26 protein-coding genes and 1 riboswitch are annotated in these 23,560 nt (G+C 74.1%); of the genes, 8 read left to right on the forward strand and 18 right to left on the reverse strand.

All coding sequences use genetic code 11. The features are described from left to right. The first annotated feature begins 147 nt into the window (after positions 1-147). The 3 genes from GCE86_RS11260 to GCE86_RS11270 all read left to right on the forward strand — a co-directional run bounded on the left by GCE86_RS11260 (position 148) and on the right by GCE86_RS11270 (position 3,399). On the forward strand, positions 148-864 hold the full coding sequence (locus tag GCE86_RS11260) for a sulfite exporter TauE/SafE family protein (RefSeq protein WP_244317305.1): 717 nt from the start codon (positions 148-150) through the stop codon (positions 862-864). A gap of 33 nt (positions 865-897) precedes the next feature. Beyond that, entirely contained in the window at positions 898-1,671 is a 774-nt protein-coding gene (locus GCE86_RS11265) for a GNAT family N-acetyltransferase (protein ID WP_154226900.1), read from the forward strand. A gap of 159 nt (positions 1,672-1,830) precedes the next feature. Further along, positions 1,831-3,399, forward strand: a complete 1,569-nt coding sequence (locus tag GCE86_RS11270; RefSeq protein WP_154226901.1) for a VWA domain-containing protein — start codon at positions 1,831-1,833, stop codon at positions 3,397-3,399. 54 nt (positions 3,400-3,453) lie between these two features. Here the strand turns inward: GCE86_RS11270 and def are convergent, their stop codons facing one another. Together def and GCE86_RS11280 are read right to left on the reverse strand one after the other, a co-directional pair. Further along, on the reverse strand, positions 3,454-3,963 hold the full coding sequence (gene def, locus GCE86_RS11275; protein WP_154226902.1) for a peptide deformylase: 510 nt from the start codon (positions 3,961-3,963) through the stop codon (positions 3,454-3,456). Between the two features lie 10 nt (positions 3,964-3,973). After that, complete coding sequence (locus GCE86_RS11280) at positions 3,974-4,762, reverse strand: TetR/AcrR family transcriptional regulator (RefSeq protein ID WP_154226903.1); 789 nt, start codon at positions 4,760-4,762, stop codon at positions 3,974-3,976. 72 nt (positions 4,763-4,834) lie between these two features. Between GCE86_RS11280 and GCE86_RS11285 the strand changes: the two genes are divergently transcribed. Together GCE86_RS11285 and GCE86_RS11290 are read left to right on the forward strand one after the other, a co-directional pair. Then, complete coding sequence (locus tag GCE86_RS11285) at positions 4,835-5,794, forward strand: ATP-binding cassette domain-containing protein (RefSeq protein WP_154226904.1); 960 nt, start codon at positions 4,835-4,837, stop codon at positions 5,792-5,794. After that, positions 5,791-6,597: an ABC transporter permease gene (locus tag GCE86_RS11290; RefSeq protein WP_154226905.1), complete on the forward strand. Its 807-nt coding sequence runs from the start codon at positions 5,791-5,793 to the stop codon at positions 6,595-6,597. The genes GCE86_RS11285 and GCE86_RS11290 overlap by 4 nt, the downstream gene beginning before the upstream one ends. Before the next feature lie 34 nt (positions 6,598-6,631). On the opposite strand, the gene GCE86_RS11295 is transcribed toward GCE86_RS11290, so the two are convergent. Beyond that, positions 6,632-7,120 carry a MarR family winged helix-turn-helix transcriptional regulator gene (locus GCE86_RS11295; protein ID WP_154226906.1) on the reverse strand — a complete coding sequence of 163 codons (489 nt, stop codon included), beginning with the start codon at positions 7,118-7,120 and terminating at the stop codon, positions 6,632-6,634. Between the two features lie 51 nt (positions 7,121-7,171). Here GCE86_RS11295 and pip point away from each other — a divergent pair, with 51 nt between their 5' ends. Next, on the forward strand, positions 7,172-8,119 hold the full coding sequence (pip, locus tag GCE86_RS11300) for a prolyl aminopeptidase (RefSeq protein WP_154226907.1): 948 nt from the start codon (positions 7,172-7,174) through the stop codon (positions 8,117-8,119). Positions 8,120-8,168: 49 nt separating this feature from the next. On the opposite strand, the gene GCE86_RS11305 is transcribed toward pip, so the two are convergent. Beyond that, complete coding sequence (locus GCE86_RS11305; RefSeq protein ID WP_154226908.1) at positions 8,169-9,359, reverse strand: chorismate-binding protein; 1,191 nt, start codon at positions 9,357-9,359, stop codon at positions 8,169-8,171. 123 nt (positions 9,360-9,482) lie between these two features. On the opposite strand from GCE86_RS11305, the gene GCE86_RS11310 reads away from it, so the two are divergent. Beyond that, positions 9,483-9,683 carry a DUF5999 family protein gene (locus GCE86_RS11310; protein ID WP_091258044.1) on the forward strand — a complete coding sequence of 67 codons (201 nt, stop codon included), beginning with the start codon at positions 9,483-9,485 and terminating at the stop codon, positions 9,681-9,683. Positions 9,684-9,776: 93 nt separating this feature from the next. Here the strand turns inward: GCE86_RS11310 and gcvP are convergent, their stop codons facing one another. After that, the gene (gcvP, locus tag GCE86_RS11315) at positions 9,777-12,599 is read right to left on the reverse strand and encodes an aminomethyl-transferring glycine dehydrogenase (RefSeq protein ID WP_154226909.1); all 2,823 of its coding nucleotides are present in this window, start codon (positions 12,597-12,599) and stop codon (positions 9,777-9,779) included. Positions 12,600-12,672: 73 nt separating this feature from the next. Then, positions 12,673-12,772: riboswitch (glycine riboswitch) on the reverse strand. Between the two features lie 66 nt (positions 12,773-12,838). Then, positions 12,839-13,696, reverse strand: a complete 858-nt coding sequence (locus GCE86_RS11320) for an NAD-dependent protein deacetylase (protein ID WP_154226910.1) — start codon at positions 13,694-13,696, stop codon at positions 12,839-12,841. A gap of 83 nt (positions 13,697-13,779) precedes the next feature. Here GCE86_RS11320 and GCE86_RS11325 point away from each other — a divergent pair, with 83 nt between their 5' ends. Further along, on the forward strand, positions 13,780-14,433 hold the full coding sequence (locus tag GCE86_RS11325; RefSeq protein ID WP_154226911.1) for an NAD(P)H-binding protein: 654 nt from the start codon (positions 13,780-13,782) through the stop codon (positions 14,431-14,433). A 49-nt stretch (positions 14,434-14,482) separates the two neighbouring features. Here GCE86_RS11325 and GCE86_RS11330 read toward each other — a convergent pair whose 3' ends face one another. The 12 genes from GCE86_RS11330 to clsA all read right to left on the reverse strand — a co-directional run bounded on the left by GCE86_RS11330 (position 14,483) and on the right by clsA (position 23,422). Continuing rightward, the gene (locus tag GCE86_RS11330) at positions 14,483-15,208 is read right to left on the reverse strand and encodes a DivIVA domain-containing protein (RefSeq protein ID WP_154226912.1); all 726 of its coding nucleotides are present in this window, start codon (positions 15,206-15,208) and stop codon (positions 14,483-14,485) included. Then, the gene (locus tag GCE86_RS11335; RefSeq protein WP_154226913.1) at positions 15,205-16,356 is read right to left on the reverse strand and encodes a globin domain-containing protein; all 1,152 of its coding nucleotides are present in this window, start codon (positions 16,354-16,356) and stop codon (positions 15,205-15,207) included. Before GCE86_RS11335 ends, GCE86_RS11330 begins: the two co-directional genes overlap by 4 nt. 2 nt (positions 16,357-16,358) lie before the next feature. After that, complete coding sequence (locus tag GCE86_RS11340; RefSeq protein ID WP_154226914.1) at positions 16,359-16,748, reverse strand: group I truncated hemoglobin; 390 nt, start codon at positions 16,746-16,748, stop codon at positions 16,359-16,361. 456 nt (positions 16,749-17,204) lie between these two features. Next, positions 17,205-17,783 (reverse strand): MerR family transcriptional regulator, encoded by a 579-nt coding sequence (locus GCE86_RS11345; RefSeq protein WP_154226915.1) that lies wholly within the window; start codon positions 17,781-17,783, stop codon positions 17,205-17,207. A gap of 208 nt (positions 17,784-17,991) precedes the next feature. Continuing rightward, entirely contained in the window at positions 17,992-18,456 is a 465-nt protein-coding gene (locus tag GCE86_RS11350; RefSeq protein WP_091258060.1) for a bifunctional nuclease family protein, read from the reverse strand. A 216-nt stretch (positions 18,457-18,672) separates the two neighbouring features. Beyond that, positions 18,673-19,461, reverse strand: coding sequence for a transcriptional regulator FtsR (gene ftsR / locus GCE86_RS11355; protein WP_420846459.1), 789 nt, complete (start codon positions 19,459-19,461; stop codon positions 18,673-18,675). After that, positions 19,458-19,907: an oxoglutarate dehydrogenase inhibitor Odhl gene (gene odhI, locus GCE86_RS11360; RefSeq protein ID WP_046570336.1), complete on the reverse strand. Its 450-nt coding sequence runs from the start codon at positions 19,905-19,907 to the stop codon at positions 19,458-19,460. The genes ftsR and odhI overlap by 4 nt, the downstream gene beginning before the upstream one ends. Before the next feature lie 217 nt (positions 19,908-20,124). Next, complete coding sequence (gcvH, locus tag GCE86_RS11365; protein WP_154226917.1) at positions 20,125-20,505, reverse strand: glycine cleavage system protein GcvH; 381 nt, start codon at positions 20,503-20,505, stop codon at positions 20,125-20,127. 56 nt (positions 20,506-20,561) lie between these two features. Beyond that, positions 20,562-21,503, reverse strand: a complete 942-nt coding sequence (locus GCE86_RS11370; protein ID WP_154226918.1) for a DUF881 domain-containing protein — start codon at positions 21,501-21,503, stop codon at positions 20,562-20,564. A gap of 10 nt (positions 21,504-21,513) precedes the next feature. Then, complete coding sequence (locus GCE86_RS11375; protein ID WP_007071104.1) at positions 21,514-21,846, reverse strand: small basic family protein; 333 nt, start codon at positions 21,844-21,846, stop codon at positions 21,514-21,516. Then, a complete protein-coding gene (locus GCE86_RS11380) occupies positions 21,843-22,787 on the reverse strand; it encodes a DUF881 domain-containing protein (RefSeq protein WP_154226919.1) in 945 nt (314 codons plus the stop codon). The genes GCE86_RS11375 and GCE86_RS11380 overlap by 4 nt, the downstream gene beginning before the upstream one ends. Next, positions 22,784-23,422 (reverse strand): cardiolipin synthase ClsA, encoded by a 639-nt coding sequence (gene clsA, locus GCE86_RS11385; protein WP_154226920.1) that lies wholly within the window; start codon positions 23,420-23,422, stop codon positions 22,784-22,786. Before clsA ends, GCE86_RS11380 begins: the two co-directional genes overlap by 4 nt. Between the last annotated feature and the right edge of the window lie 138 nt (positions 23,423-23,560).

Here is a 23,560-nt window from a genome sequence, read left to right on the forward strand (position 1 = left end):
TGTGGTTGCGGCGTCTCCGGGGGCGGTGAGCTGCGGTGACGCTGGCCACAGGGTGGCGTCGCCGGGGTCCCGGGGTGGGCAGAATGGCGGCCCGTGGACCCTGTGTCGCTGACGACCCTGTTGAGTGCGGCCGCCCTGGCGGGCTGGGTGGACGCCGTGGTGGGCGGCGGTGGCCTGCTGCTGTTGCCGGCGCTGCTGCTGGGCGCGCCGGGGGTGCCGGTGGCGACGGCGTTGGGGACGAACAAGCTGGCCGCGATCTTCGGTACGTCGACGGCGGCGGTGACGTACGCGCGGCGGACGAAGCTGGACTGGGCGGTGGCGGGGCCGGCGGCGGGCCTGGCCGTGGTATCGGCCGGGTTGGGCGCGGCGCTGGCGGGTGCGGTGCCGGCGGGGGCGTACCGGCCGGTGGTGCTCGTGGTGCTGGTGTCGGTGGCGGTGTTCGTGCTGACCCGGCCGCAGCTGGGGGTGGTGTCGTATCCGGAGCGGCGCACCCCGGTACGGGTGGCGACGGCCGTGGCGGTGGCCGGCCTGGGCATCGCCCTGTACGACGGGTTGATCGGACCGGGCACCGGCACGTTCCTGGTGCTGGCGTTCACGGCCCTGCTGGGGTCGGACTTCGTGCACGCGTCGGCGATGGCGAAGGTGGTCAACGCGGGCACGAACCTGGGTGCGCTGGTGGTGTTCGCGGCGACCGGGCACGTGTGGTGGCTGCTGGGCGCGGCGATGGCGGTGTGCAACATCGCGGGGGCGGCGGTGGGCGCGCGGATGGCGTTGCGGCGCGGCTCGGGGTTCGTGCGGGTGGTGCTGCTGGTCGTGGTGGTGGCGCTGGTGGGCAAGCTGGGCTACGACCAGTGGGTGGCGTGACGGCCCCGGCCGCCCGCATGTGATCATCGGCGGGTGCCCGTCCGCGCCGAACACGATCGTGCCGTCCTCGCCGAGCTGCTGGGCCGGGACCCGGTGCTGCACGCGTACCAGCTGGGTGACCTGGACGATTTCTTCTGGCCGTACACGTCGTGGTTCCGCCGCGACGACCAGGTGGTCCTGCTCTACCACGGTGTGGAGCTGCCCACGCTGCTGGCGTTCGCCGCGCCGGAGCGCGCCGGGGCGCTGGCGGAGCTGCTGGTCGAGGCGGCGCCGGTGCTGCCGGCCCGGCTGTGGGCGCACCTCTCCCCCGGCCTGGAGGCGACGGTGGCCCGCTGGTACGCGGTGTCCGACGCCGCGCCGCACCACCGGATGGCGCTGACCGACCCGGCGCGGTTGGCGGCGGTGTCCCCGGCCGGGGAGCCGCTGGGGCGCGCCGACCTGCCGGAGCTGCTCGATCTGTACGCGGCCGCGTACCCGGGCAACTGGTTCGACCCGCGGATGCTGGACACCGGCCGCTACGTGGGGGTGCGGGAGGCGGGCCGCCTCGTCGCGGTGGCCGGGGTGCACGTGTGGTCGCCGACGTGGCGGGTGGCCGCCCTGGGCAACGTGACGACCCACCCGGACGTGCGGGGGCGGGGCCTGGCCGCTGCGGCCGTCGCCGCGGTCTGCGCGGGACTGCGGCCCACCGTGGACCACGTGACGCTCAACGTGCAGGCCGGCAACACCGCGGCGGTACGCCTCTACGAGCGGCTGGGTTTCACCCGGGTGGCCGAGTTCACCGAGTGCGCGCTGCGCCGCCTGCCGTGACCGCCTGACCGGTCAGTCTGTCCTGTCCAGCCGCCACGCCGGGTCAACAACCCGACCCTGACCTGGGCTGGTGTCTGACCGGCCCGCCGCGGCGCAGCCCCTAGCGTCTGGCTTCGAGGCCGCGCCCGGGGCGGGCGCGGCGGAGCTGGAGGAGACACGATGGGTTTCACAGCAGTGCGCGGGGGGCGAAGAACGGCGGTGACCGTGGCTGCCGCGGTGACCGCGTTGGTCACGGCGACACCGGCCTGGGCGGCGCCGGGCGTCGCCCCGGCGACCGTGGACCGGTCCGCGGACCCGGGTGCCACGATTCCGATCAGCAAGGTGGTGTCGACGCCGCCGATCCCGCCGAACGCGGACGTGGTGCTGCTGGTCGACACGACCGGCAGCATGGGCGGGGCGATCGCCAACGTGCGCACCAACCTGCAGCAGGTGATCGACAACGTGCGCGGTTCGCAGCCCAGCGCCCAGTTCGCGGTGGCCTCCTACCGGGACGAGGGCGACGGCGCGGAGCTGTTCCGGGTCCGGCAGAACCTGACCGGTGACGCCACCGCTCTGCAGAACGCGGTGGACGGGCTGGTCGCCGGTGGCGGCGGCGACGTACCGGAGGCGTGGGTGAACGGCCTGTTCCAGGTGTCCGAGGGCGCCATCGCCTACCGGGCCGGCAGCAGCCGGATCGTGGTGCTGGTCGGTGACGCGCCCAGCCACGACCCGAGCGCCGGGCACAGCCTCGCGCAGGCCACCGCCGCGCTGCAGGCCGACGATGCCCGCGTGCTCGCCGTCGACGTCACCGGCGGGGGCGGCGGCCTGGACGCGACCGGGCAGGCCAGCACCGTGGCCGCCGCCACCGGCGGGCAGGTCGTCGGCAGCGCCCCGGACACGGTCACGGCGGCGATCCTGTCCGGGCTGCGGGACCTCGACGTGACCGTCACCCCGCAGGTGGTCTGCGACCCGGGCCTGTCGGTGGGCTTCGACGCGCCGTCGAGGACCCGGCAGAGCGGCACCGACGTGCCGTTCGCGGAGACCATCACGGTCGCCGGTGACGCGCACCAGGGCGCCACCCTGCACTGCACGGTGGACTTCCTGCTCAACGGGCTCTCCGGCGGGCCGGCGTTCGTCGAGCACATCGCGGTGACGGTCAACGACGTGACCCCGCCGACCGTGGTCGTGGACGACCGGACCGTGGAGGCCACCAGCCCCGCCGGCGCGGTCATCACCTACCCGGCGAGCGCCACGGACAACGTCGACGGCCCGCTCACCCCGACGTGCGCGCCGCCGCCGGGCAGCACCTTCCCGCTGGGCGCCACCACGGTCACCTGCACCGCCAGCGACGCCGCCGGCAACACCGGCAGCGACACCGCGGTGATGCGGGTGGTCGACACGACCGCGCCGACCACGCAGTGCGTGCCGACCAACAACCCGAGCGGCGGCAACGTCCCCGGCTCGTACAACCCGGACGGGTTCTACCAGCTCACCGCGACCGACATCGTCGACACCGCCGTCGTCGTGTACATCGCCGACGCCGCCGACCCGTCGGTGCGGTTCGGGCCGTTCCCGGCCGGCACGAAGATCAAGCTGGTGCAGGCGCCGGGCGCGCAGTCCCGGGTCAAGGACGGCACCGGCGACATCGACTACAAGGTGACGTTGCGCGGCGACGCGATCATCACCGGCGTGGACGACTCCGGTAACACCTCGACCGCGACCTGCCTGGTGGCCCCGCCGCCGAAGTGACCGTTCGGGACCCACGTGCGGGGGTGGCCGTCCCGGCCACCCCCGCCGCCGTGGTCAGCGGCCCCGGCTGGGCGAGTCGAACCGGCCGGCGCGGATCTCCCGCAGCGCCCGGCGGCGGGTGTCGCCGCGCAGCGTGTCCACGTACAGGCGGCCGTGCAGGTGGTCGGTCTCGTGCTGCAGCGCGCGGGCCAGGAACCCGCTGCCGCTGATGGTCAGCGGCTGGCCGTGCTGGTCGAAGCCGCGGGCCGTGGCGTGCATGGCCCGCTGGGTCGGGAAGTACAGCCCGGGGATGGACAGGCAGCCCTCGTCGTCGTCCTGGCGCTCGTCGGACAGTTCCAGCGTCGGGTTGACCAGGTGGCCGCGGTGCCCGTCGGCGTCGTAGACGAACACCTGCGCGTTGACCCCGATCTGCGGGGCCGCCACGCCGGCCCGGCCGGGCGCGCCGAGCAGCGTGTCCATGAGGTCCTGCACGAGCGCGCGCAGCTCGGCGTCGAAGCTGGTGACCGGCTCGGACGGGGTGCGCAGCACGGGGTCGCCGATGATCCGGATCGGGCGCATAGTCATGCCCGGAAGGCTAGCCGTCCGTTACCCCGGCGGGTGCGGCACCCGCCCGGTCGGCCACCAGGACCGCGACGCCGTCGAGCAGGCGGGCCAGCCCGAACTCGAAGGCCCGCGCCGGATCGCCGGCGGCCTGGTACTCCTGCCCGGCGGTGGTGCCGACCCGGGCGGCGAGGGGGAACCGGTTCGGGTCGAGGACCTTCTCCAGGTAGGGGGCGTGCGCGTGCCACCACTGCTGCTCGGTCATCCCGGTGTCCCGGCTCGCCTGGGCCGCCTCCACGGCCGGGCGGGCCGCCCCGTGCACGTACCCGGTGACGAGGGTGACCACGGCGTCCATCTCCAGGTCGGTCAGGCCGATGCCGTCGACGGCGCGCAGCTCGTACTCGTACTTCGCGATGAGGTTCGGGCCCAGCGGCGGGCGGGTGGTGGCGACCTGCAGCAGCCAGGGGTGGCGCAGGTAGAGGGCGAAGTTCTCCTGGGCGATCTGCGTGAGCCGGCCCCGCCAGCCACCCTCGACCTGCTCGGGGCGGGCGGTCTCCCCGTAGACGGTGTCGAGCATGACGTCGAGCAGCTCGCCCTTGCCGGGCACGTGCGTGTACAGGGTCATGGTGCCGACGCCGAGCCGTTCGGCGACCTTGCGCATCGACAGCGCGGCCAGTCCTTCGGCGTCGGCGACCTCGATGGCCGCCCGCACGATCCGCTCCACGGAGAGGTCGCCGCCCTTGCGGCTGGCCTTCTCCCGGGTACGCCACAGCAGGGCGAGGCTGCGCGCCGGGTCCCCGGTGCCGCTGTACTCGGTGGTCACCCGCCGACTGTACCGACCCCCCTTCTCGTATGGTGTACGGTACGGCGTACCGGACGAGGAGTGGAGGGGCCAATGCGACGGGACGGACCGGCCATCGAGGCGGAGGGCCTGCACAAGCGCTACGGCGACGTGGTCGCCCTGGACGACGTCGACCTCGCGGTGCCCGCGGGCACGGTCTGCGCCGTGCTCGGGGTCAACGGCGCCGGCAAGAGCACCCTGGTGCGCATCCTGACCACCCTGCTGCGCGCCGACGCCGGGACCGCCCGGGTCGCCGGGTACGACGTACGCCGGCAGGCCGACCGGGCCCGCGCGCACCTCGGGCTCGTGGGCCAGCACGCGGCGGTCGACGAGATCCTCGGCGGCCGGCAGAACCTCGTGCTGTTCGGCCGGCTGCACCACCTCTCCCCGGCCCGCGCCGCGGCCCGCGCCGACGAGCTGCTGGACCGCTTCGACCTGACCGCGGCCGCCCACCGGCCGGTGGCCACCTGGTCCGGCGGGATGCGCCGCCGCCTCGACCTGGCCGCCGCGCTGATCGTCGACCCGCCCGTGCTCTTCCTCGACGAACCGACCACCGGCCTGGACCCGCGCGCCCGCAGCGACGTCTGGGACGCCGTCCGCGGCCTCGTCGACGCCGGCGCCACCGTGCTGCTGACCACCCAGTACCTGGAGGAGGCCGACCGCCTGGCCGACAGCGTGCGGGTCCTCGACCACGGCCGGGTGACCGCCGCCGGCACCCCGGAGGAGCTGAAGTCGACCCTCGGCGGCGACCGGATCGACGTCGTGCTGCACCACCCCGACGACCTGGCCCCGGCCGCCGCGGCGGTCACCGCCGCCACCGGCGCCGCACCCACCGTGGACCGCGCCGCGCTGCGGCTCAGCGTCCCGGTCGGCGACCGGGTCGCCGCGCTCGCCGCCGTGCTGCGCGCCGTCGAGGCCGCCGGGCTGCGCGCGGGTGACGTGGCGGTGCGCCGGCCCACCCTCGACGAGGTGTTCCTGCACCTCACCGACTCCCGCACGGAGGTGCCGGCATGACCGTCGCGCCGCTGTCACGGGCCCGCTGGGCCGCCGCCGACACCGCCACCCTGACCCGCCGCACCCTCGCCCACTGGGCCCGCCGCCCCGGCGAGGTGCTGGTCGGCCTGCTGTTCCCCGTCCTGCTGCTGCTGATGTTCGGCTACCTGTTCGGCGGCGCCATGGCACTGCCCGACGGCGCCGACTACCGGGAGTTCCTGCTGCCCGGCATGGTGGCCATGACCATGCTCTTCGGCGTGGAGACCACCTACACGGCGGTGGCCGTGGACACCACCCGGGGCGTGACCGACCGGTTCCGGTCGCTGCCCATGAGCCGCGCCGCGGTGGTCACCGGCCGGGCCGTGGCCGACCTGCTGCACGCCGCGGCGGCCCTCGCCGTCGTGCTCGGCTGCGGCGTGCTGATCGGCTGGCGGCCGCACCGCGGCCCGGCCGCCGCGCTGGCCGCCGTCGCGCTGCTGCTGCTCCTGCGCTTCGCCATGATCTGGCTCGGCGTGTACCTGGCGCTGCTGCTGCGCCGCCCCGAGACCGTCACGGCGCTGCAGATCCTGGTGTGGCCGCTCGGCTTCGCCTCCAACGCGTTCGTCGCCCCGGCCACCATGCCGGGCTGGCTCGCCACCCTCGCCGCGTGGAACCCGCTGTCGGCCACCGTCGCGGCCACCCGGGACCTGTTCGGCAACCCCGGCTGGGGCGCCGGCTCCTGGCCCGCCGAGCACGCGGTGGCCCTGGCGGTGGCCTGGCCGCTGCTGCTGGTCGCCGTGTTTCTGCCGCTGTCGGTGCGCCGCTGGCAGCGCCTGGGCCGCTGAACGCCGGCCGGCCCCCGCCCGGGCTGCGCGGGGGTCAGGCCGCGCGGGTGGGCGCCAGGCCGGTGTCGGCGATGCGGTCGCGCAGCGGGCGGCGGCGCAGCGCGGCGAGCACCGCGTACAGCTCGTCGGCCAGGGGTACGGGCAGCTCGGCGTCGAGCCGCCGCATGGCGGTGGTGGTGGCCGCCCACTCGGCCTCGATCACCGGCAGCAGGGCGCGCGCCCGGTCGGTGAGGGTGACGATGCGCTGCCGGGCGTCCGCTCCCGGGGCGAGGACGGCCAGGCCGGCGCGGGCCATCTGGGCCACGGTCTGGCTGGCCGCGGAGTGCGTGACGCCGACCCGGGCGGCCAGGTCGCGGATCGCGAGGGGCCCGTCGGCGACGAGCGCCCGCACCAGCGGTGAGTAGCGCGGCCGGTAGTCGGCCAGGCCCAGGTCGGCGTAGACGGCGGCGACGTCGCCGTCGAGCACCTCCAGGACGTGGCGCAGCAGGGTGCCGAGGGCCTCGCGATCGGGGTTGACGGTCACGTCCGCTAATGTAACAGCGCTGTTGGATTCGGGCCGTGGGAGGGGAACGCGATGTATCCACCGATCGAGCCGTACGCCCAGGGCCGGCTCGACGTCGGCGACGGCCAGCGGATCCACTGGGAGACCTGCGGCAACCCCGGCGGGAAGCCCGCCCTCGTGGTGCACGGCGGCCCCGGCTCCGGCGCGGGCGCCTCGTGGCGGCGGCTGTTCGACCCGGCCGCCTACCGCATCGTCCTGTTCGACCAGCGCGGCTGCGGCCGCAGCACCCCACCGGCCAGCGACCCGGCCACCGACCTGTCGGTCAACACCACCGCGCATCTGCTGGCCGACATGGAACGGCTGCGCGCGCACCTGGGCGTCGACCGGTGGCTGCTCTGCGGCGCCTCGTGGGGCTCGTCGCTGTCCCTGGCGTACGCCCAGCGCCACCCGCAGCGGGTCACCGCGCTGGTGCTGTTCAGCGTGGTCGCCAACACCCGCCGCGAGATCGACTGGGTGACCCGGGACATGGGCCGCATCTTCCCCGAGGAGTGGGCCCGGTTCCGCGACGGCGTGCCGCCGGCCGAGCGCGACGGCGACCTGTCCGCCGCGTACGCCCGGCTGGTCAACGACCCGGACCCGCAGGTGCGCGACCAGGCCGCCCGCGACTGGTGCGCCTGGGAGGACGTGCACGTCTCCCTGGCCGGCGGCTACCAGGCCAGCCCCCGCTACGCCGACCCGGTGTTCCGGGCCGGGTTCACCCGGCTGGTCACCCACTACTTCAGCAACCTGGGGTTCCTGCCCGACGGGCAGCTGCTGCGCGACGCCGGCAAGCTGGCCGGCATCCCCGGCGTGCTGGTGCAGGGCCGCCTGGACGTCAGCGGCCCGCCGGACATCGCCTGGCAGCTCACCCGGGAGTGGCCCGACGCCCGGCTGGAGATCGTCGAGTCCGGCGGCCACGGCAGCGGCCACGGGGTGGGCGAGCGGGTCGTGGCCGCCCTGGACGCCTTCGCAAGCGCCTGACGCCGCACCACCGCCGCACCGCCGCCGGCCGCGGCACCGACGACGCGGGTCAGGCGGCGAGCAGGGCGCGGACCGGGGCGGCCTTCGCGGCGGCCTCGGCGACCTCGGCGGCCGGGTCGCTGCCCCAGGTGATGCCGCCGCCGGCCCACACGTGCAGCCGGTCGGCGTCCGCGGCGGCGGTGCGGATGGTCAGCCCCAGGTCGACGCGGCCCGGCCCCACCCAGCCGAGCGCGCCCATGCCGGCGCCCCGGCCGACGGGCTCCAGGGCGGCGATCTCGTCGAGCGCCGCGAGCTTCGGGGCGCCGGTCACCGAACCGCCGGGGCAGACCGCGCGCAGCAGGGCGGCCAGGCCCAGCCCGTCGGCGGGCACGGCGGACACGGTCGACTCGGCCTGCCACAGGTCGCACCAGCGCCGTACGGCGAACAGCTCGTCGACCCGCACCGAGCCGGTGCGGGCCACGCGGGCCAGGTCGTTGCGTTCCAGGTCGACGATCATGACGTGTTCGGCGCGTTCCTTGGCCGAGGCGAGCAGCTCGCGGCGGCCGGCCGGGGTGGCCGGGCGGGTGCCCTTGATGGGCCGGGTGACCAGGCGGCCGTGCTCCACCGCGACGAGGGTCTCCGGCGAGGCGCAGCCGATCGCCCAGCCGAGCCCGGACAGGGTGCCGCCGTAGCGGGCGCCGGGCAGGGCGGCCAGCCGCGCGAGGGCGGGCAGCGGGTCGCCGGCGTATCCGGCGGCGGCGTGGCCGACCACGTTGACCTGGTAGACGTCGCCGCGCCCGATGGCCGCGCGGACCGCCGCCACCGCCTGCGCGTGCGCCGCGGGGGTCCAGCTGTCCCGCCACGGCCCCAGCCACCAGCCGCCCGGCCGGGGGCGGACCGGCGGGGCGGGCGCGTCGGCGTGGCCGTAGACGACCGCCACGAGGTCCGGCAGCGCCGGCACGGGACTGGGCGCACCCACGGCGCCGCCGGCGGCGCGGGCCCCGGCGGCGGCCGACAGGAACAGGGCGGCGCCGCAGGTGCCGTGCGGGTCGTGGGCGGCCGGCCGGCCCAGGTCGGACAGGTCCACACCGTGCGCGGCCAGGAACTCCTGGGCGAGCGCCGCCGGGTCGCCGCCGTCGGCGAGCCACCATTCCAGCCGGGCCCGTTCGACGAGCCGTCCGCGGCACTCCGGCGGCGCCCCGGGCACGTCGATCCCCGTCTTTGGGAGCGCTTCCACACCGTCCGGTCGGTTCACGCTCATCCGTTCAGCCGATTTCGGGTGAACAAGCCGCATCCTTGCTCGATAGCGCGCGCTTGCGCTTGGTACTGTGCGTCACTGGTCATGTGAACCATGACACAGTGCCCCCACAGTCCGGAGAACCCGATGTGCCAGCACCTACCCACCTGCCCCTCCGCTGAGGCGACCGATCGCGAAGCCGCGCGCGTCATCGCCTGCTTCCCTGAGCAGGGCTGGAGCCTGCTCTGCAACGGTGTCATCGTCTTCGAGGACACCGGTGAGCTGCTCCCCGACGGCAGCACCATCGCCCCGCACCGCGGCCCCGCCCGGCACGCCCTCGTCGCCTGAACGATCACGCTCCGTCAGGGAGCCTACGCGTCGGCCCACCGGTCGACGCGCCGGCCGGGGCGGCGGCACTGCACCGCCCCGGCGCGCTGCGCCTCAGCTTTCGAACGCCTCCGGCGCGGGGCACGAGCAGACCAGGTTCCGGTCGCCGTACGCGCCGTCGATCCGCCGCACCGGCGGCCAGTACTTCCCCGCCCGGTCCACCCCGGCCGGGTACGCGCCCACCGACCGCGGGTACGGGTGGGGCCACTCGTCACCGGAGACCATCGCCGCCGTGTGCGGCGCGTTGGCAAGCGGGTTGTCCCCCGCCGGCCACTCCCCCGAGCCCACCTTGTCGATCTCCGCGCGGATCGCGATCATCGCGTCGCAGAACCGGTCCAGCTCGGCCAGGTCCTCGCTCTCGGTCGGCTCCACCATCAGCGTCCCCGCCACCGGGAACGACATCGTCGGCGCGTGGAAGCCGTAGTCGATGAGCCGCTTCGCCACGTCGTCGACGCTCACCCCGGTCGCCTTCGTCAGCGGCCGCAGGTCCAGGATGCACTCGTGCGCCACCAGGCCCTTGTTGCCGGCGTACAGCACCGGGTAGTGCTGCCGCAGCCGCACCGCCACGTAGTTCGCGGCGAGGACCGCCACACCGGTGGCCCGGGCCAGCCCCTCGGCGCCCATCATCCGCAGGTACGCCCACGGGATCGGCAGGATGCCCGCCGACCCGTGGTTCGCCGCGGAGATCGCCGGCCGCCCGTCGACGTGCGCGCCGAGCGGGTCGCCGGGCAGGAACGGCGCCAGGTGCGCGCGCACCGCCACGGGGCCCACGCCGGGGCCGCCGCCGCCGTGCGGGATGCAGAAGGTCTTGTGCAGGTTCAGGTGCGACACGTCCGCCCCGAACCGGCCGGGCTTGGCGAACCCGACGAGGGCGTTGAGGTTCGCGCCGTCGACGTACACCTGGCCGCCGGCGTCGTGGACCTTCGCGCACAGCTGCGCGATGCCCGTCTCGTACACGCCGTGGGTGGACGGGTAGGTCACCATGATCGCGGCCAGCGCGTCCCGGTGCTTGTCGATCTTCGCGTCGAGGTCGACGAGGTCGACGTTGCCGTCGTCGTCGCAGCCGACCACCACGACCCGCATGCCGGCCATCACGGCCGACGCGGCGTTGGTGCCGTGCGCCGACGACGGGATGAGGCACACGTCGCGGTGACCCTCGCCGCGCTGCCGGTGGTAGGCCCGGATGGCCAGCAGCCCGGCAAGCTCACCCTGCGACCCGGCGTTGGGCTGCACGCTGACCGCGTCGTAGCCGGTGACCTCGGCCAGCCAGCCCTCCAGCTGGGCGATCAGCTCCCGGTAGCCGGCGGTCTGCTCGGCCGGGGCGAACGGGTGCAGGTGCGCGAACTCCGGCCAGGTGACCGGCTCCATCTCGGTGGTGGCGTTCAGCTTCATGGTGCACGACCCCAGCGGGATCATGCCCCGGTCCAGGGCGTAGTCGAAGTCCGACAGCCGGCGCAGGTAGCGCAGCATCGCCGTCTCCGAGTGGTGGGTGCGGAACACCGGGTGGGTGAGGAAGTCACTGGTGCGGGCCAGCCCGTCCGGCAGGGCCGCGTCCACCTCGCCGTCGACGCCGTCGACGCCGAACGCCGCCCACACCGCCTCAAGGTGCGCGGCCGTGGTGGTCTCGTCGCAGGAGATGCCGACCCGGTCGGCGTCGACCAGCCGCAGGTTCACGTTGCGCGCCGCGGCGGCGGCCACCACCTCGGCAGCCCGCCCCGGCACCGTGGCGGTGACGGTGTCGAAGAACGCGACGTCCGCGACCTGCACGCCGCCGGCGCGCAGCCCGGCCGCGAGCCGCGCCGCCGCCTCGTGGGTACGCGCGGCGATGCCCCGCAGCCCGTCCGGCCCGTGGTACACGGCGTACATGCCGGCCATCACGGCGAGGAGCACCTGCGCGGTGCAGATGTTGCTGGTGGCCTTCTCCCGGCGGATGTGCTGCTCGCGGGTCTGCAACGCCAGCCGGTACGCCGGGTTCCCGTCGGCGTCCTTGGACACCCCGACGAGGCGGCCGGGCAGCATCCGCTCCAGCCCGGAGCGGACGGCCAGGTAGCCGGCGTGCGGGCCACCGAAGCCCATGGGCACGCCGAACCGCTGGGTGGTGCCGGCGGCGATGTCGGCGCCGATCTCCCCGGGCGGGCGCAGCAGGGTCAGCGCCAGCAGGTCCGCGGCGACCGTCACGAGCGCGCCTGCGGCGTGCGCGGCCTCCACGAGCCCGCGGTGGTCGCGGACCGCGCCGGAGGCCCCCGGGTACTGCAGGTGCAGGCCGAAGAACTCGCCCGGCAGCTCGTCACGCTCGACGTCGAGGACCCGCACGTCGATGCCGAGCGGCTCGGCGCGGCTGCTGATCACGGCGATGGTCTGCGGCAGGGTGTCGGCGTCGACCACGTACACCGGGCTCTTGGTCTTCGACGCGCGGCGGGCCAGGGTCATGGCCTCGGCCGCGGCGGTGCCCTCGTCGAGCATGGAGGCGTTCGCGGTGGCCAGCCCGGTCAGGTCGGTGACCATGGTCTGGAAGTTCAGCAGCGCCTCGAGCCGGCCCTGGCTGATCTCCGGCTGGTACGGCGTGTACGCCGTGTACCAGGCGGGGTTCTCCAGCACGTTGCGGCGGATCACCGCCGGGGTGTGCGTGCCGTGGTAGCCCAGCCCGATCATCGACACGGCCACGGTGTTGCGGGCGGCCAGGGCCCGCAGCTCGGCGATGGCCTCCCGCTCACTGGCCGGCGCGGGCAGGTCCAGGGCGCCGTGCCAGCGGATCACCTCGGGAATCGCGGCGTCCATCAGCTCGTCGATGGAGCTGTGACCGACGGCCTCCAGCATCCGGCGCTCGTCGTCCGGGCCGGGGCCGATGTGCCGGTCGGCGAACTGCTCTGCGGTCATGCGCTGCGCTCCTTGCGGGGGCGAGGTCGACGGGTCGGCCTCCCCCTGAGTCGCGCTGACGCGCTCCACAGCGCCTGCCCACGTGGTCCTTTTGCCTGAGAGGTTCCGGGGAGGAATCTGCCCCTTCGGCGCCGTCCGGGTGGTTCCCGGGCGGTCTCTCCCACGTGGGTGGTACCGGCATGGTCAACGCTACCAGCGACCATGTTTCCGGCTCATGTCGTACCCCGCCGCGGGGCCGGTCACACGGCGGCGGGCACCGTTTCGGCGGCGACCCGGTCGGCCAGGGCGGTCAGCGTGGCGCCCAGCGGCGCGTCGAGGGTGAGGGTGGCGTGCCCGTCGCCGCGGGTGGGGCCCTGGTTGACGATGGCTACCGGGATGCCGAGCTTCGCGGCGCGCAGCACGAACCGGCGCCCCGACATGACGGTCAGGGAGGAGCCGAGCACCAGCAGCGCCCGGGCCCGCTCCACCAGGGCGAAGCAGTCGGCGACGCGCGGCGCGGGCACCGTCTCGCCGAAGAACACCACGTCGGGTTTGAGCATGCCGCCGCCGCAGATGCCGCAGTCGACGGTGCGGAACCGGGCCACCGCCTCGTCGGGCAGGTCCACGTCGCCGTCGGGGTTGACGTGCGCGACGTGCGCGTCGAAACCCGGGTTGGCCTCGGTGAGCCGCCGGTCCAGCTCGTCGCGGGAGGTCAGGTTGCCGCAGTCCAGGCAGGTCACCTCGTCGAGCCGGCCGTGCAGCTCGATGACGCCGGCGGCGCCGGCCTCGGTGTGCAGGCCGTCGACGTTCTGGGTGATGATCCCGTCGAGCAGGCCGGCGCGTTGCAGCCGGGCCACCGCCCGGTGCCCGTCGTTGGGGGCGGCCCGGGCGATCAGCCGCCAGCCCAGGTGGCTGCGCGCCCAGTAGCGCCGTCGCGCGTCGGCGTCGCGGGTGAACGCCTGGAAGGTCATGGGGGTGTGCCGGCGGGCCGCGCCGGAGGGCCCCCGGTAGTCCGGGATGCCCGACTCGGTGGACAGGCCGGCGCCGCTGAGCACCACCACGTCCCCGGCGCCCACCAGCCGGGTCAACGCGTCGAACGTCTCGGTCACGGCGTCCATGCTGCCTCGCCCGACCCGCCGCCGGCCAACCCGGGCCTGCCGCTCACCCGGTGCGGGCCCGGCGGCGGGTCTAGGTTGAGGGCATGCGCGTCGTCATCGCCGGGGGCCACGGCAAGATCGCGAAACTGCTGGAGCGGGAACTCGCCGGCCGCGGCGACACCGCCGTCGGGTTGATCCGCAACCCGGACCACGCGGCCGCGCTGCGCGCCGCCGGCGCGCAACCGGTCGTCTGCGACCTGGAACACACCGACGCCGGCACCGTCGCCGGGCACCTGGCCGGCGCCGACGCGGTGGTCTTCGCCGCCGGCGCGGGCCCGGGCAGCGGCGCGGCCCGCAAGGACACCGTCGACCGGGCCGCCGCGGTGCTGCTCGCCGACGCCGCGCAACGCGCCGGGGTCCGCCGCTACCTGCTGGTCTCCTCGATGGGCGTGGACCGGCCCCCGAGGGCGGGCACCGACGAGGTGTGGGCGGCGTACCTGCGGGCGAAGAAGGCCGCCGAGGACGACGTCACCGGGCGGGACCTCGACGTGACCGTGCTGCGCCCCGGCCGGCTCACCGACGACGAGCCCGTCGGCCGGATCACCCTGGCCCGGCACGTCGACCCCGGCGCCGTCACCCGCGCCGACGTGGCCCGGGTGCTGCTCGCCCTGCTGTCCGCCCCGGCCACCGCCGGGCTCACCCTGGAGGTCGTCGGCGGGGAGACCCCGATCGGCGAGGCCGTCCGCGCCCTCACGTGAACCCGCGCCGATCCCGGCCGGCCCACCGATGCGGGCCGGCCGGGGGCGATCACCGCTGCTGGTGACGGGGGGCCACGGCCACCTCCCGCACCCGGCCACCGTCCGTCCGTGCACCGACGCCGCGCGACCCGGCACCGCCGGTGGCCTCCACGGCGAGGCGCTGCATCGTCCGCGACAGCTGCTCGCTGCCGTCGTCGAGGTGCCGGGCCGCCGCCTGCATGTGCGAGATCATCATCTCGCCGAAGATCCGCAGCGCCTCCCGGGTCGCCACCGAGTCGTCGAAGTTGACCCCGGCGGTGCTGCGGTACTCCGTCACCGCCCGCTCGGCCTCCTGCTTCGCCTCCTCCGCCGCGGCCCGCATGTAGCTCTCGTACTGCATCCGCGCGTACTCGGCGACCCGGCGGGCGTAGTCGTGGGCCTGCGCGATGATCTGCTCGGCCTCCCGCTGCGCCGCCGACAGCAGGTTCACCTCCTTCGCCGCCGGCACCGCCGCCGCGTTGTCGGCGCTCGGGATCACCCCGTGCCGGTGCAGCTCCAGATGGTCGTTGAGCCGCTCGTTCTCCGCCCGCAGATTCGCCAGCTGCGTGGCCAGCAGATCCAGCTCGTCGGCCACCTGCAGCCGGAACCGGTCCACGTCGGCGTGGTCGTAGCCGCGGCGGGTGAACGACGCCGACCCGAACTCCCACCGGCGCACCCGGTCCGCGGTCAGGCGCACCTGCACCCCGCCGCCGGTCACCTGACCGGCCTCGTACCTGCTGATCGGGGTCGCGCTCATGGAGCCACCTCCGTCGTCGTCCGGAACGCCGGCCCGTACCAGTGCTTACCGAAACCCTCGTGGTGCAGCTGACCCGGCTGGTAGCCGGCACCGGTCAGCGTCGCCACCGAATGGCTCACCATCTCGTCGGAGCCGCACACGAACACGTGCCGGGACCGCCAGTCCCCGTCGGTCAGGACCTGGTCGGCCACCTGCACGAACTCGCCCGGCCGCCGCGCGTCCGAACCCGCCACGTACGTCACCCGCAGCCACGGGTACGAGGCGGCGAACTTGTCGATCGCCTCGCTGTCGTAGAACTCCAACCGCGACCGGGCCCCCACGTACAGGTCCACCCGGCGGTTCGCACCCTCCGCCGCGACCTGCTCCAACACGGACTTCACCGGCGCCCAGCCGGTGCCACCGGCCAGCAGCAGCAGATCCGACGACCCGGCCTGCCGCAACGTCAACCGCTCACCCACCGGCGCCGCCAGGTGCAGCTGGTCACCCACCGCGCACCCGTACACCAGCCGCGACGACACCGCGCCACCCGGCGCGGCCCGCACGTGCAACTCCAACGTCCCGTCCGGGCGCGGCGCGTTCGCCGGCGAGTAGTAGCGCCACGACCGCACCGCCGGATGCGACACCCCGATCGACTGGCCCGGGGTGAACGGCAGCAGGTACTGCGGGCGCACCGTCAGCACCGCCACGTCGAACGTGCGCCGCTCGTGCCCGAGGATCTCCGCCACGTACCACGGCGGGGACTTCGCCTCCGCGGCCTGCGCGGCGTCCATCATCACCTGCGCGACCAACCCGTACGCGGCCGCCCAGTCGGCGGCCAGCTCGTCGGTCCACGCCTCGCCCGCGAAGTGCCGCAGCGTCGCCAGCAGCGCCTCACCGACCGCCGGGTAGTGCTCGGCGCGCACCGCGAACTTGCGGTGGTCCGCGCCGAGGTCCTGGAGGAACCCGACGAGCCGGTCCACCTGGTCCACGTGGGACACGATGTGCCCCAACGCGTTCACCAGGCGGTCCCGCTGCCCGGCCATGTTCGTGGGGAACATCTGCCGGGTCTCCGGGTGCGCCAGGAACAGCGTCGAGTAGAAGTAGAGCGGCACCTGGTCGCCGTGCGCGGCGACCAGGCTCCAGCTCTGCTTGAGCCGTGCCGCGTCCACGCTCAGGCGTTCCCCGTCGACACGACCTGGTCCTGCACCTGGCCCAGCACGACCTGCACGTCGGCGATCACGTCGGCCGGCACACCCAGCTGCACCAGCGTCGCGGTCAGGTGCTCGCCGACCTTCGCGTAGTGCGCCACCGGAATGTTCAGCGGCTGGTGCGCCTCGGCCAGGCCCCGGCCCGCGTACTCGTTCGGGCCGCCCAGCACCACGGCGAGCATCAACGCCAGGTGCCGCCGCTGCTCCGGCATGTTCACGTCGGTGAAGTAGCCGGCCAGGTCCGGGTCCGCCAGCACCTTGTCGTAGAACAGGTCCACCGCGGCCTTCACGGCGGCGGCGCCGCCGATGCGCTCGTAATGGGAGATCGGGGTGGTCTCTTCGGTCACCGTCATGGTGAGTCCTTCCGGGAGGGGGCAACGCGACCAGCGCCGCGGAGGGGACAACCGGCAGCCCACGCGCACCGCACCGGCTCCACCGAACGGCCACGCGCAAACGGCCGTGTCGGACCATAGCGTGCCCGCCGAGACGGTTCAGCCCTGCCCTATCGGATTCCCGACATCCGTCGATCACGGACAGTCAACGCCTCCCGGGAGACGCTCGCCGCCCGCGAGCACACCGACACGCAGCGTCGACCCTCAATCGACGCGTGGTCCCTTTCGGACAGCACCCCCGGACCGTCCACACGATCACCGTTTGCGCACGTCACCTGCGCCCCACCCGGCCCCGCCACCCCGGCCCGGCCGGCACCGCCGCACCCGCCCAACGGACGACACGCGCTGTGACCCAAAAAAGAGGACCGCGCCCTACCCGTTCTGGGCGTGGCGCGGCCCGCAGACCAGACGGCCGGCTCAGCCGGCCCGACGACGCGCCCGCCGCGCCGCCAACTCGTCACCCACCGGCTCGGACTCCGCCTCCGCCGGCGGGGCCGCCGGCTCCGGCTGCCCACCCACCGGCTCCGCCGGCAGATGCGACAGCGAACCCTGGATCTCCTTGAACGCGCCGCCGATCGCGATGCCGAACACGCCCTGGCCGCCCTGCAACAGGTCGACCACCTCCTCCGGCGACCGGCACTCGTACACCGTCGTCCCGTCCGAGATCAACGTGATGCCCGCCAGGTCCTCCACCCCACGCGACCGCAACGCGTCGATGGCCTTCCGGATGTTCTGCAACGACACCCCGGCGTCCAACAGCCGCTTCACGACCTTCAACACCACCAGGTCGCGGAAGGAGTACAACCGGGACGTCCCCGACCCCGAGGCGTCCCGCACGCTCGGCACCACCAGACCCGTGCGGGCCCAGTAGTCCAACTGCCGGTAGCTGATCCCCACCGCGTGACACGCCGTCACACCCCGGTAGCCCACCTCACCGTCGACGACCGGGTCGGGCTGCTGCTCCGTAGTCGGACCAGGATCTCGCGGCTCATGCATCCGGACTACCTCCCCGCCCGTGCGGTGCCACGCCGTCTCCCCGTACGCGCACCCCTCGACACCGCAACCCTAGCGCCGGCACCGGCAGTTCACCCGCAGGAGACACCGCGACACGCCGCACCCCCGACCGGAAGATCACTGACGGCGGCCAGCCGTCACCCACCGTGACAACCGCCGCCGCGCGACACCGGCCCACCGGCCGGCCACCTCAACCCGCGAAGTCCTCCGGACGCACCTGCTCCAGGAACTCCCGGAACTTCTCGACCTCGTCCTCCTGCTCGTCCGGGATCACGATCCCCGCCTCGGAGAGGACCTGCTCGGCACAACGAATCGGAGCCCCGACCCGCAACGCCAACGCAATCGAATCGCTCGGCCGCGCCGACACCCGAACGCCGTCACCGATCAACAGATCGGCGTAGAAGACGTTCTCCTTCAACTCGGTGATCTCCACCGCGTGCAACGGCGCCTTCAACGCCGCCAGCACGTCCCGCAGCAGATCATGCGTCAACGGCCGCGCCGGCTTGACCCCCTGCTGCTCATAGGCGATCGCCGTCGCCTCGACCGCGCCGATCCAGATCGGCAGATAGCGGTCCCCCTCGACCTCCCGCAGCAGGACGATCGGCTGGTTGCTGGGCAGCTCCACCCGAACTCCGACCACGCTCAGCTCGCGCACCGCCGCCTCCGTGTCGTTGTCACCTACGCCCGCACCGCGCCCTTCCCTGCACGGTACACGGACCGCGACACGGGAGTCCCATCCGCTACGTGCACCACGCCTCGCCGCAACGGGTTACCCCGGCAAGCCTACGACACGCACCCCGACCGAGATCTTTCCGCGCCCACCCACGGCGAAGGCCGGGCGCCCCCACGACACCCGGCCCCACACCACACCTCACCGGCCCAACGTCGACCGCAGCCCCACCCGCACCAACGCCGCGTGCAACTGCTGCGACAACGCCACCAACTCCCGCGCCGTCTCCGCCGCCCGCGCCCGCGCCGCCGGATCCGACTGCCGCGCCAACGGCGCCACCAACTGCGCGAACAGACCGACCTCCCGATCCGCCGCCGTCCGGTACGCCCGCAGGTGCCGCGGCTCCAACCCGTACGCCGCCAGACCCGCCACCGCCCGCGCGATGATCAACGCGTCCGCGTCATACCAGCCCGGCGGATCCGCCACCAGCACACCCAGCCGCTCCAACTCGGCCAGCGTCGACTCGTCGACCCCGCTCCGCGAGATCAGCTCCGCCCGGCCCAGCCGCACCTCCGGCGACTCGGCGGACCCCGCCACCTCCCGGCCCGGCACCTCACCACCGGGACCGACCGCCACCAGATTCGGCCGCTGCCGCCCCGGCGCCGCACCCGACGAATCCCACTCCGCCAACTGGTCCCGGATCACCCGCAACGGCAGGTACTGGTCCCGCTGCGCGGTCAACACGAACCGCAACCGCGCCACATCGTCCCAGCTGAACTTCCGGTACCCCGCCGCCGTCCGCTGCGGCTCCACCAGGCCCTCGGCCTCCAGGAACCGCAACTTCGAGATCGTGACGTCCGGAAACTCCACCCGCAACTGCGCCAACACCTCGCCGATGCTCATCAGCGGAGTCGCCCGCGCCGCGGCGGCCGATGAGCCCAGCGGGTCGTCCGCCGCACCCGGCGACGTCGAAGCCGCAGGCCCGTTCACCCCCGGCCGGCCTCCTCCGGACGCGGACCGGCGATGAACACCACCCGGAACTTACCGATCTGCACCTCGTCGCCGTTGCTCAGCGTCGCCGCCTCGACCCGTTCCCGGTTCACGTACGTGCCGTTCAGACTGCCCACGTCCCGCACCGTGAACGTGCCGCCGTCCCGGTGGAACTCGGCGTGCCGCCGCGACACCGTCACGTCGTCGAGGAAGATGTCACTGTCCGGGTGCCGGCCACTCGTCGTCACATCGTGGTCCAGCAGGAACCGGGCGCCCGCGTTCGGACCCCGGCGAACCACCAGCAACGCCATCCCGGGCGGCAACGAACCGGACATGCGGCTCGGCACCACATCGGTGTCCGGGCCCTCCAGCACTTCGTCGAGGGAACCGAGATTGAGCGTCGAAGTGACGTCGAGTGGGGGGAACTCGTCGTCTGGGCGCGTCATGGGGACCACCTCACGGATCTGTTTCGGTCGGCGTCGGGCAATGGCGGGTCTGGCCGCCGGGCAGAAACACACCCGGCGGCTGGCTCCCCGTGCCGGGAAGGCGCATTCCGCAACGCTCAAACTATTGGTTCTCGGTCAACTGGGCGAGCCTAGCCAGCACCGAAAAACAGGGCAACCGGACGCGCGGACACCACCGCGCCGCCCGAAACGGACAAACTCAGCTCTCGGTGAGCTCGCGGTACGCACCAGCGGTCAACAAACCCTCGACCGCCGCCGGATCATCCGGAGTGATCTCCACCAGCCACCCCGCACCGTACGGGTCCGTGTTGATCACCTCAGGGGTGTCGGCCAACGCCTCGTTGCGCGCCGCCACCGTGCCGCTCACCGGCGCGTAGAGCTCCGAAACGCTCTTCGTCGACTCGATCTCACCCAGCGACTCACCCGCCGCCACCACCGCGCCCTCGTCCGGCAACTGGACGAACACGATGTCACCCAGGGCGTCCTGCGCGAAGTGCGTGATGCCGACCCGGACGGCGCCGCCGTCCCCACCAGCCACCCACTCGTGCTCGGCGGTGTACCGCAGATCCTCAGGAATCACCAGCTGCGTCCTTCGTCATCGGTGCACCGGGGGGAAACCGGCGCGGCCGCGACCGGTCAGGAGACCGGCCGGGCGTGTTCCAGCTTGATCGGCGCGTGCAGCTGCGAAACCTCCACAGCCTCACTGTCCTCCGGCGTCACGTTACCGCCGTCCTCCTCCACCGATGCGACCACCCCGCCGGGAATGTTCAACGCCGTACGCAGCGTCGGCGGATCACCGATCACCGAGATCACGTACGGGCCGCTCAACCGCCGCCCGTCCACCACCAGGCCACCACCCGGCCCGTCCACGAAATACGTCGACGCGATGATCCGCACCGCCGTACCGTCCGACCCCGCGATCTGCATCGCCTCCGCGCCCGCACCCCGCAGCTCCTGCACCGCGTCCAGGATCCGCGCCGCCGAGATCGCCTTGTCCGGACCCGCGAACCGCACCGACAGGCCCGGACCCACCGCCGGCAACGTGCCCGCCAGGATGCCCAGCTCGTCCGCCCGCCGCGTCGCCTCCTCCAGCGCCGCCTGCCGGCCCTGCTCACCCGAACGCAACTGCCGCTGGCTCTCCTCCAGCGCCTCGATGTCCTGCCGCAGCCGCCGCTCCCGCGAATCCAGATCCGACGAGATCCGGACCAGGTCCTCCTCCCGCGTCGCCGCGAGGGTCGGATCCGCCGACGTCGTCTTCAACTGCACCACCAGGGTGAACCCCAGCAACGCCAGCAACACCGCGATCATCGCGCCCGCCGACGTCAACCGCCGCGACACCCGCGCCGGCGCCGCCTCGGTCGCGGTCTCACTCTCGGTCGCGGTCGCCCCGGGCTCCTCGGCCGGCGACGGCACGCCCTCCTGCTCCACCGGCTCCGGCTCCGCCGGCGCCAACGGGCTCAACTCGTCCGGATCGGGCGCGTCCGGGCGCGGATCCGGCTCACCGGCCGGCCCCGCCGGCCGGTGCGGCTCCGCCGGCTCCGGCCAGCCCGTCCCCGTCTCCCTGTGCTCCTCGCTCATCGCCACAAACCTACGCCCGGAACAGGTGCCGGCGGATCGCCGCCACGTTTCCGAAGATGCGCACGCCCAGCACGACCACCACACCGGTGGACAACTGACCACCCACCCCCAACTGGTCACCCAGGTAGACGATCAGACCCGCCACCAGCACGTTCGAGATGAACGACACCACGAACTGCTTGTCGTCGAAGATCCGGTCCAGCTTCGCCCGCACACCACCGAACACCGCGTCGAGCGCCGCCACCACGGCGATCGGCAGGTACGGCTGCAGCGCCGCGGGCACCGTGGGATCCAGATACACCCCGAGCACCACACCGGCGAGCAACGCCAGCACCGCGATCATCGGCCACCTCCGGAGGGGCTGGGAGAGGAACCCGAGCCGGACGGCCCGGGACTGGTCGAACCGGCGACACCCGAACCCGACGGGCTCGGACTCACCGAAGGCTCGGCGTAGCGTAGCCGCGGCTGCGGAGCGGCCGGCAGGGTGAGGCCGTCCTCCTCCTTCACCCCGAACGACAGGCCCGTCGTCCGCGCCACGTCACGCATCAGATCCGCCGCCCGGCTGTCGTCGAACCGGTCCCGCATCGAACCCGGCCCGATCGCCGTCACCTCGTACGGGCTCGTCACCGGCCGGTAGTCCACCAGGATCGCCTCACCCGCCGAACGGATCGTCGACGTCGCCGTCAACCGCTGCCCGTTCACCGCCACCGCCTCCGCACCCGCCGCCCACAGCGCGTTCGCCACCTTCTGCAGGTCGGAGTACAACACCCGGGACGGCCCCGCGTCCGCCCCGGTCACCGCGTCCTGGTCCCGCGGCGCGTCCGCCAGCCGCACCACCACACCGTCACCGCGCACCCGGCCCAGGCCGGTGCCCGCCTCCAGGTTGCGCAGCCGCGACGCCTGCGACCCGCTCAACGCCGCGTCCCGCTGCCGGCCGACCTCCTCGCGCAACTGGTCCGCCCGGGCGGTCAGCCGGTCCGTCTCCGCCTCCCGCTGCTTGATCTCGGCGATCAGCCCGGCCCGCGCCTTCGCCCGGCCCGGCTCCTCCGCCATCGTCTCGCGGTAGGCCACCGCGAACAGGAAACCGATCACCAACAGCACCACCACGCTCACCGGCCGGCCCAGCACCCGCCGTAGCCGCGACGGCGACACCGTCGCCCGCCGGGCCGCCGCGTCGGCGTAGCCCGGGTCCAGCGGGTTGCGGAACAGTTCGGTGAGGAAGTCCGGCGCGTACACCCGCGCCGACGGGTCGCGGCCCTTGTCCTGCGGGGGCGTCGCGGTCACGCCGCCGCCCCCGCGCGCCGCGCCCGCATCGCGCGGACCAGGCGGCTGGCCTGCACCACGTACATGGCTCCGGCCACCCAGTAGAGCACCAGGCCCCACCAGGCCAGACCCCAGCCGATCGCCCCCGCCGCGGTGGCGACGCTCTCGGCGGCGGACGCCAGCAGCAGGATCGGGAACGCGGCCAGCAGCAGGAACGTGGCGGTCTTGCCCACGTAGTGCACCGGCGGCGGCCCGTAACCGTAGCGGCGCAGCACGCCCAGCGAGCCGAGCAGCAACAGCTCACGGGCCAGCAGCGCGGCGGTGAACTGCCACGGCACCACCTCGCGCGCGGTGAACGCCAGCAGCGTGGCCAGGATGTAGAGCCGGTCGGCGAGCGGGTCGAGCAGCTCGCCCAGCCGGCTGACCTGGTGCAGGCGCCGGGCGATCCAGCCGTCCACCCAGTCGCTGGTGCCGCCCACGGCCAGCACCACGACGGCGGCCACGTCGGCCTTGACCACGAGGAACAGGTAGAGGAACAGCGGTACGCCGACGAGCCGGACGAAGCTGATGAGGTTGGGCACGGTGAGGACGCGGTCTCCCACGACCGCCGCACCGCCGGGAGCCGGGTGCTCCGATGGAGCCGGCCGACGCGACACCGAACCTCCCTTCGCAGCACGGTCCGGCGGCCGAGTGATCGGCCGCCGCAGGAACGTGCGCGTTGTCGGCCGGTCAGACGCCGGCGCCCTCTGCGATCCCGGGCTGGGACCTCCCCGCTGCGGCCCAGGATCGTCTCG

The organism is Micromonospora terminaliae (assembly GCF_009671205.1).
Lineage (GTDB): Bacteria > Actinomycetota > Actinomycetes > Mycobacteriales > Micromonosporaceae > Micromonospora > Micromonospora terminaliae.

Bases quoted from the DNA above. Each gene is read 5' to 3' on its own strand.
- gcvP (WP_154226909.1), bottom strand. From the start codon at position 12,599: ATGACCGCAGAGCAGTTCGCCGACCGGCACATCGGCCCCGGCCCGGAC.
- odhI (WP_046570336.1), bottom strand. From the start codon at position 19,907: ATGACGCGCCCAGACGACGAGTTCCCCCCACTCGACGTCACTTCGACG.
- pip (WP_154226907.1), top strand. From the start codon at position 7,172: ATGTATCCACCGATCGAGCCGTACGCCCAGGGCCGGCTCGACGTCGGC.
- GCE86_RS11290 (WP_154226905.1), top strand. From the start codon at position 5,791: ATGACCGTCGCGCCGCTGTCACGGGCCCGCTGGGCCGCCGCCGACACC.
- GCE86_RS11325 (WP_154226911.1), top strand. From the start codon at position 13,780: ATGCGCGTCGTCATCGCCGGGGGCCACGGCAAGATCGCGAAACTGCTG.
- GCE86_RS11370 (WP_154226918.1), bottom strand. From the start codon at position 21,503: ATGAGCGAGGAGCACAGGGAGACGGGGACGGGCTGGCCGGAGCCGGCG.
- def (WP_154226902.1), bottom strand. From the start codon at position 3,963: ATGACTATGCGCCCGATCCGGATCATCGGCGACCCCGTGCTGCGCACC.
- GCE86_RS11285 (WP_154226904.1), top strand. From the start codon at position 4,835: ATGCGACGGGACGGACCGGCCATCGAGGCGGAGGGCCTGCACAAGCGC.
- GCE86_RS11340 (WP_154226914.1), bottom strand. From the start codon at position 16,748: ATGACGGTGACCGAAGAGACCACCCCGATCTCCCATTACGAGCGCATC.
- GCE86_RS11270 (WP_154226901.1), top strand. From the start codon at position 1,831: ATGGGTTTCACAGCAGTGCGCGGGGGGCGAAGAACGGCGGTGACCGTG.
- GCE86_RS11305 (WP_154226908.1), bottom strand. From the start codon at position 9,359: ATGAGCGTGAACCGACCGGACGGTGTGGAAGCGCTCCCAAAGACGGGG.
- GCE86_RS11375 (WP_007071104.1), bottom strand. From the start codon at position 21,846: ATGATCGCGGTGCTGGCGTTGCTCGCCGGTGTGGTGCTCGGGGTGTAT.
- GCE86_RS11330 (WP_154226912.1), bottom strand. From the start codon at position 15,208: ATGAGCGCGACCCCGATCAGCAGGTACGAGGCCGGTCAGGTGACCGGC.
- GCE86_RS11310 (WP_091258044.1), top strand. From the start codon at position 9,483: ATGTGCCAGCACCTACCCACCTGCCCCTCCGCTGAGGCGACCGATCGC.
- GCE86_RS11320 (WP_154226910.1), bottom strand. From the start codon at position 13,696: ATGGACGCCGTGACCGAGACGTTCGACGCGTTGACCCGGCTGGTGGGC.
- GCE86_RS11345 (WP_154226915.1), bottom strand. From the start codon at position 17,783: ATGCATGAGCCGCGAGATCCTGGTCCGACTACGGAGCAGCAGCCCGAC.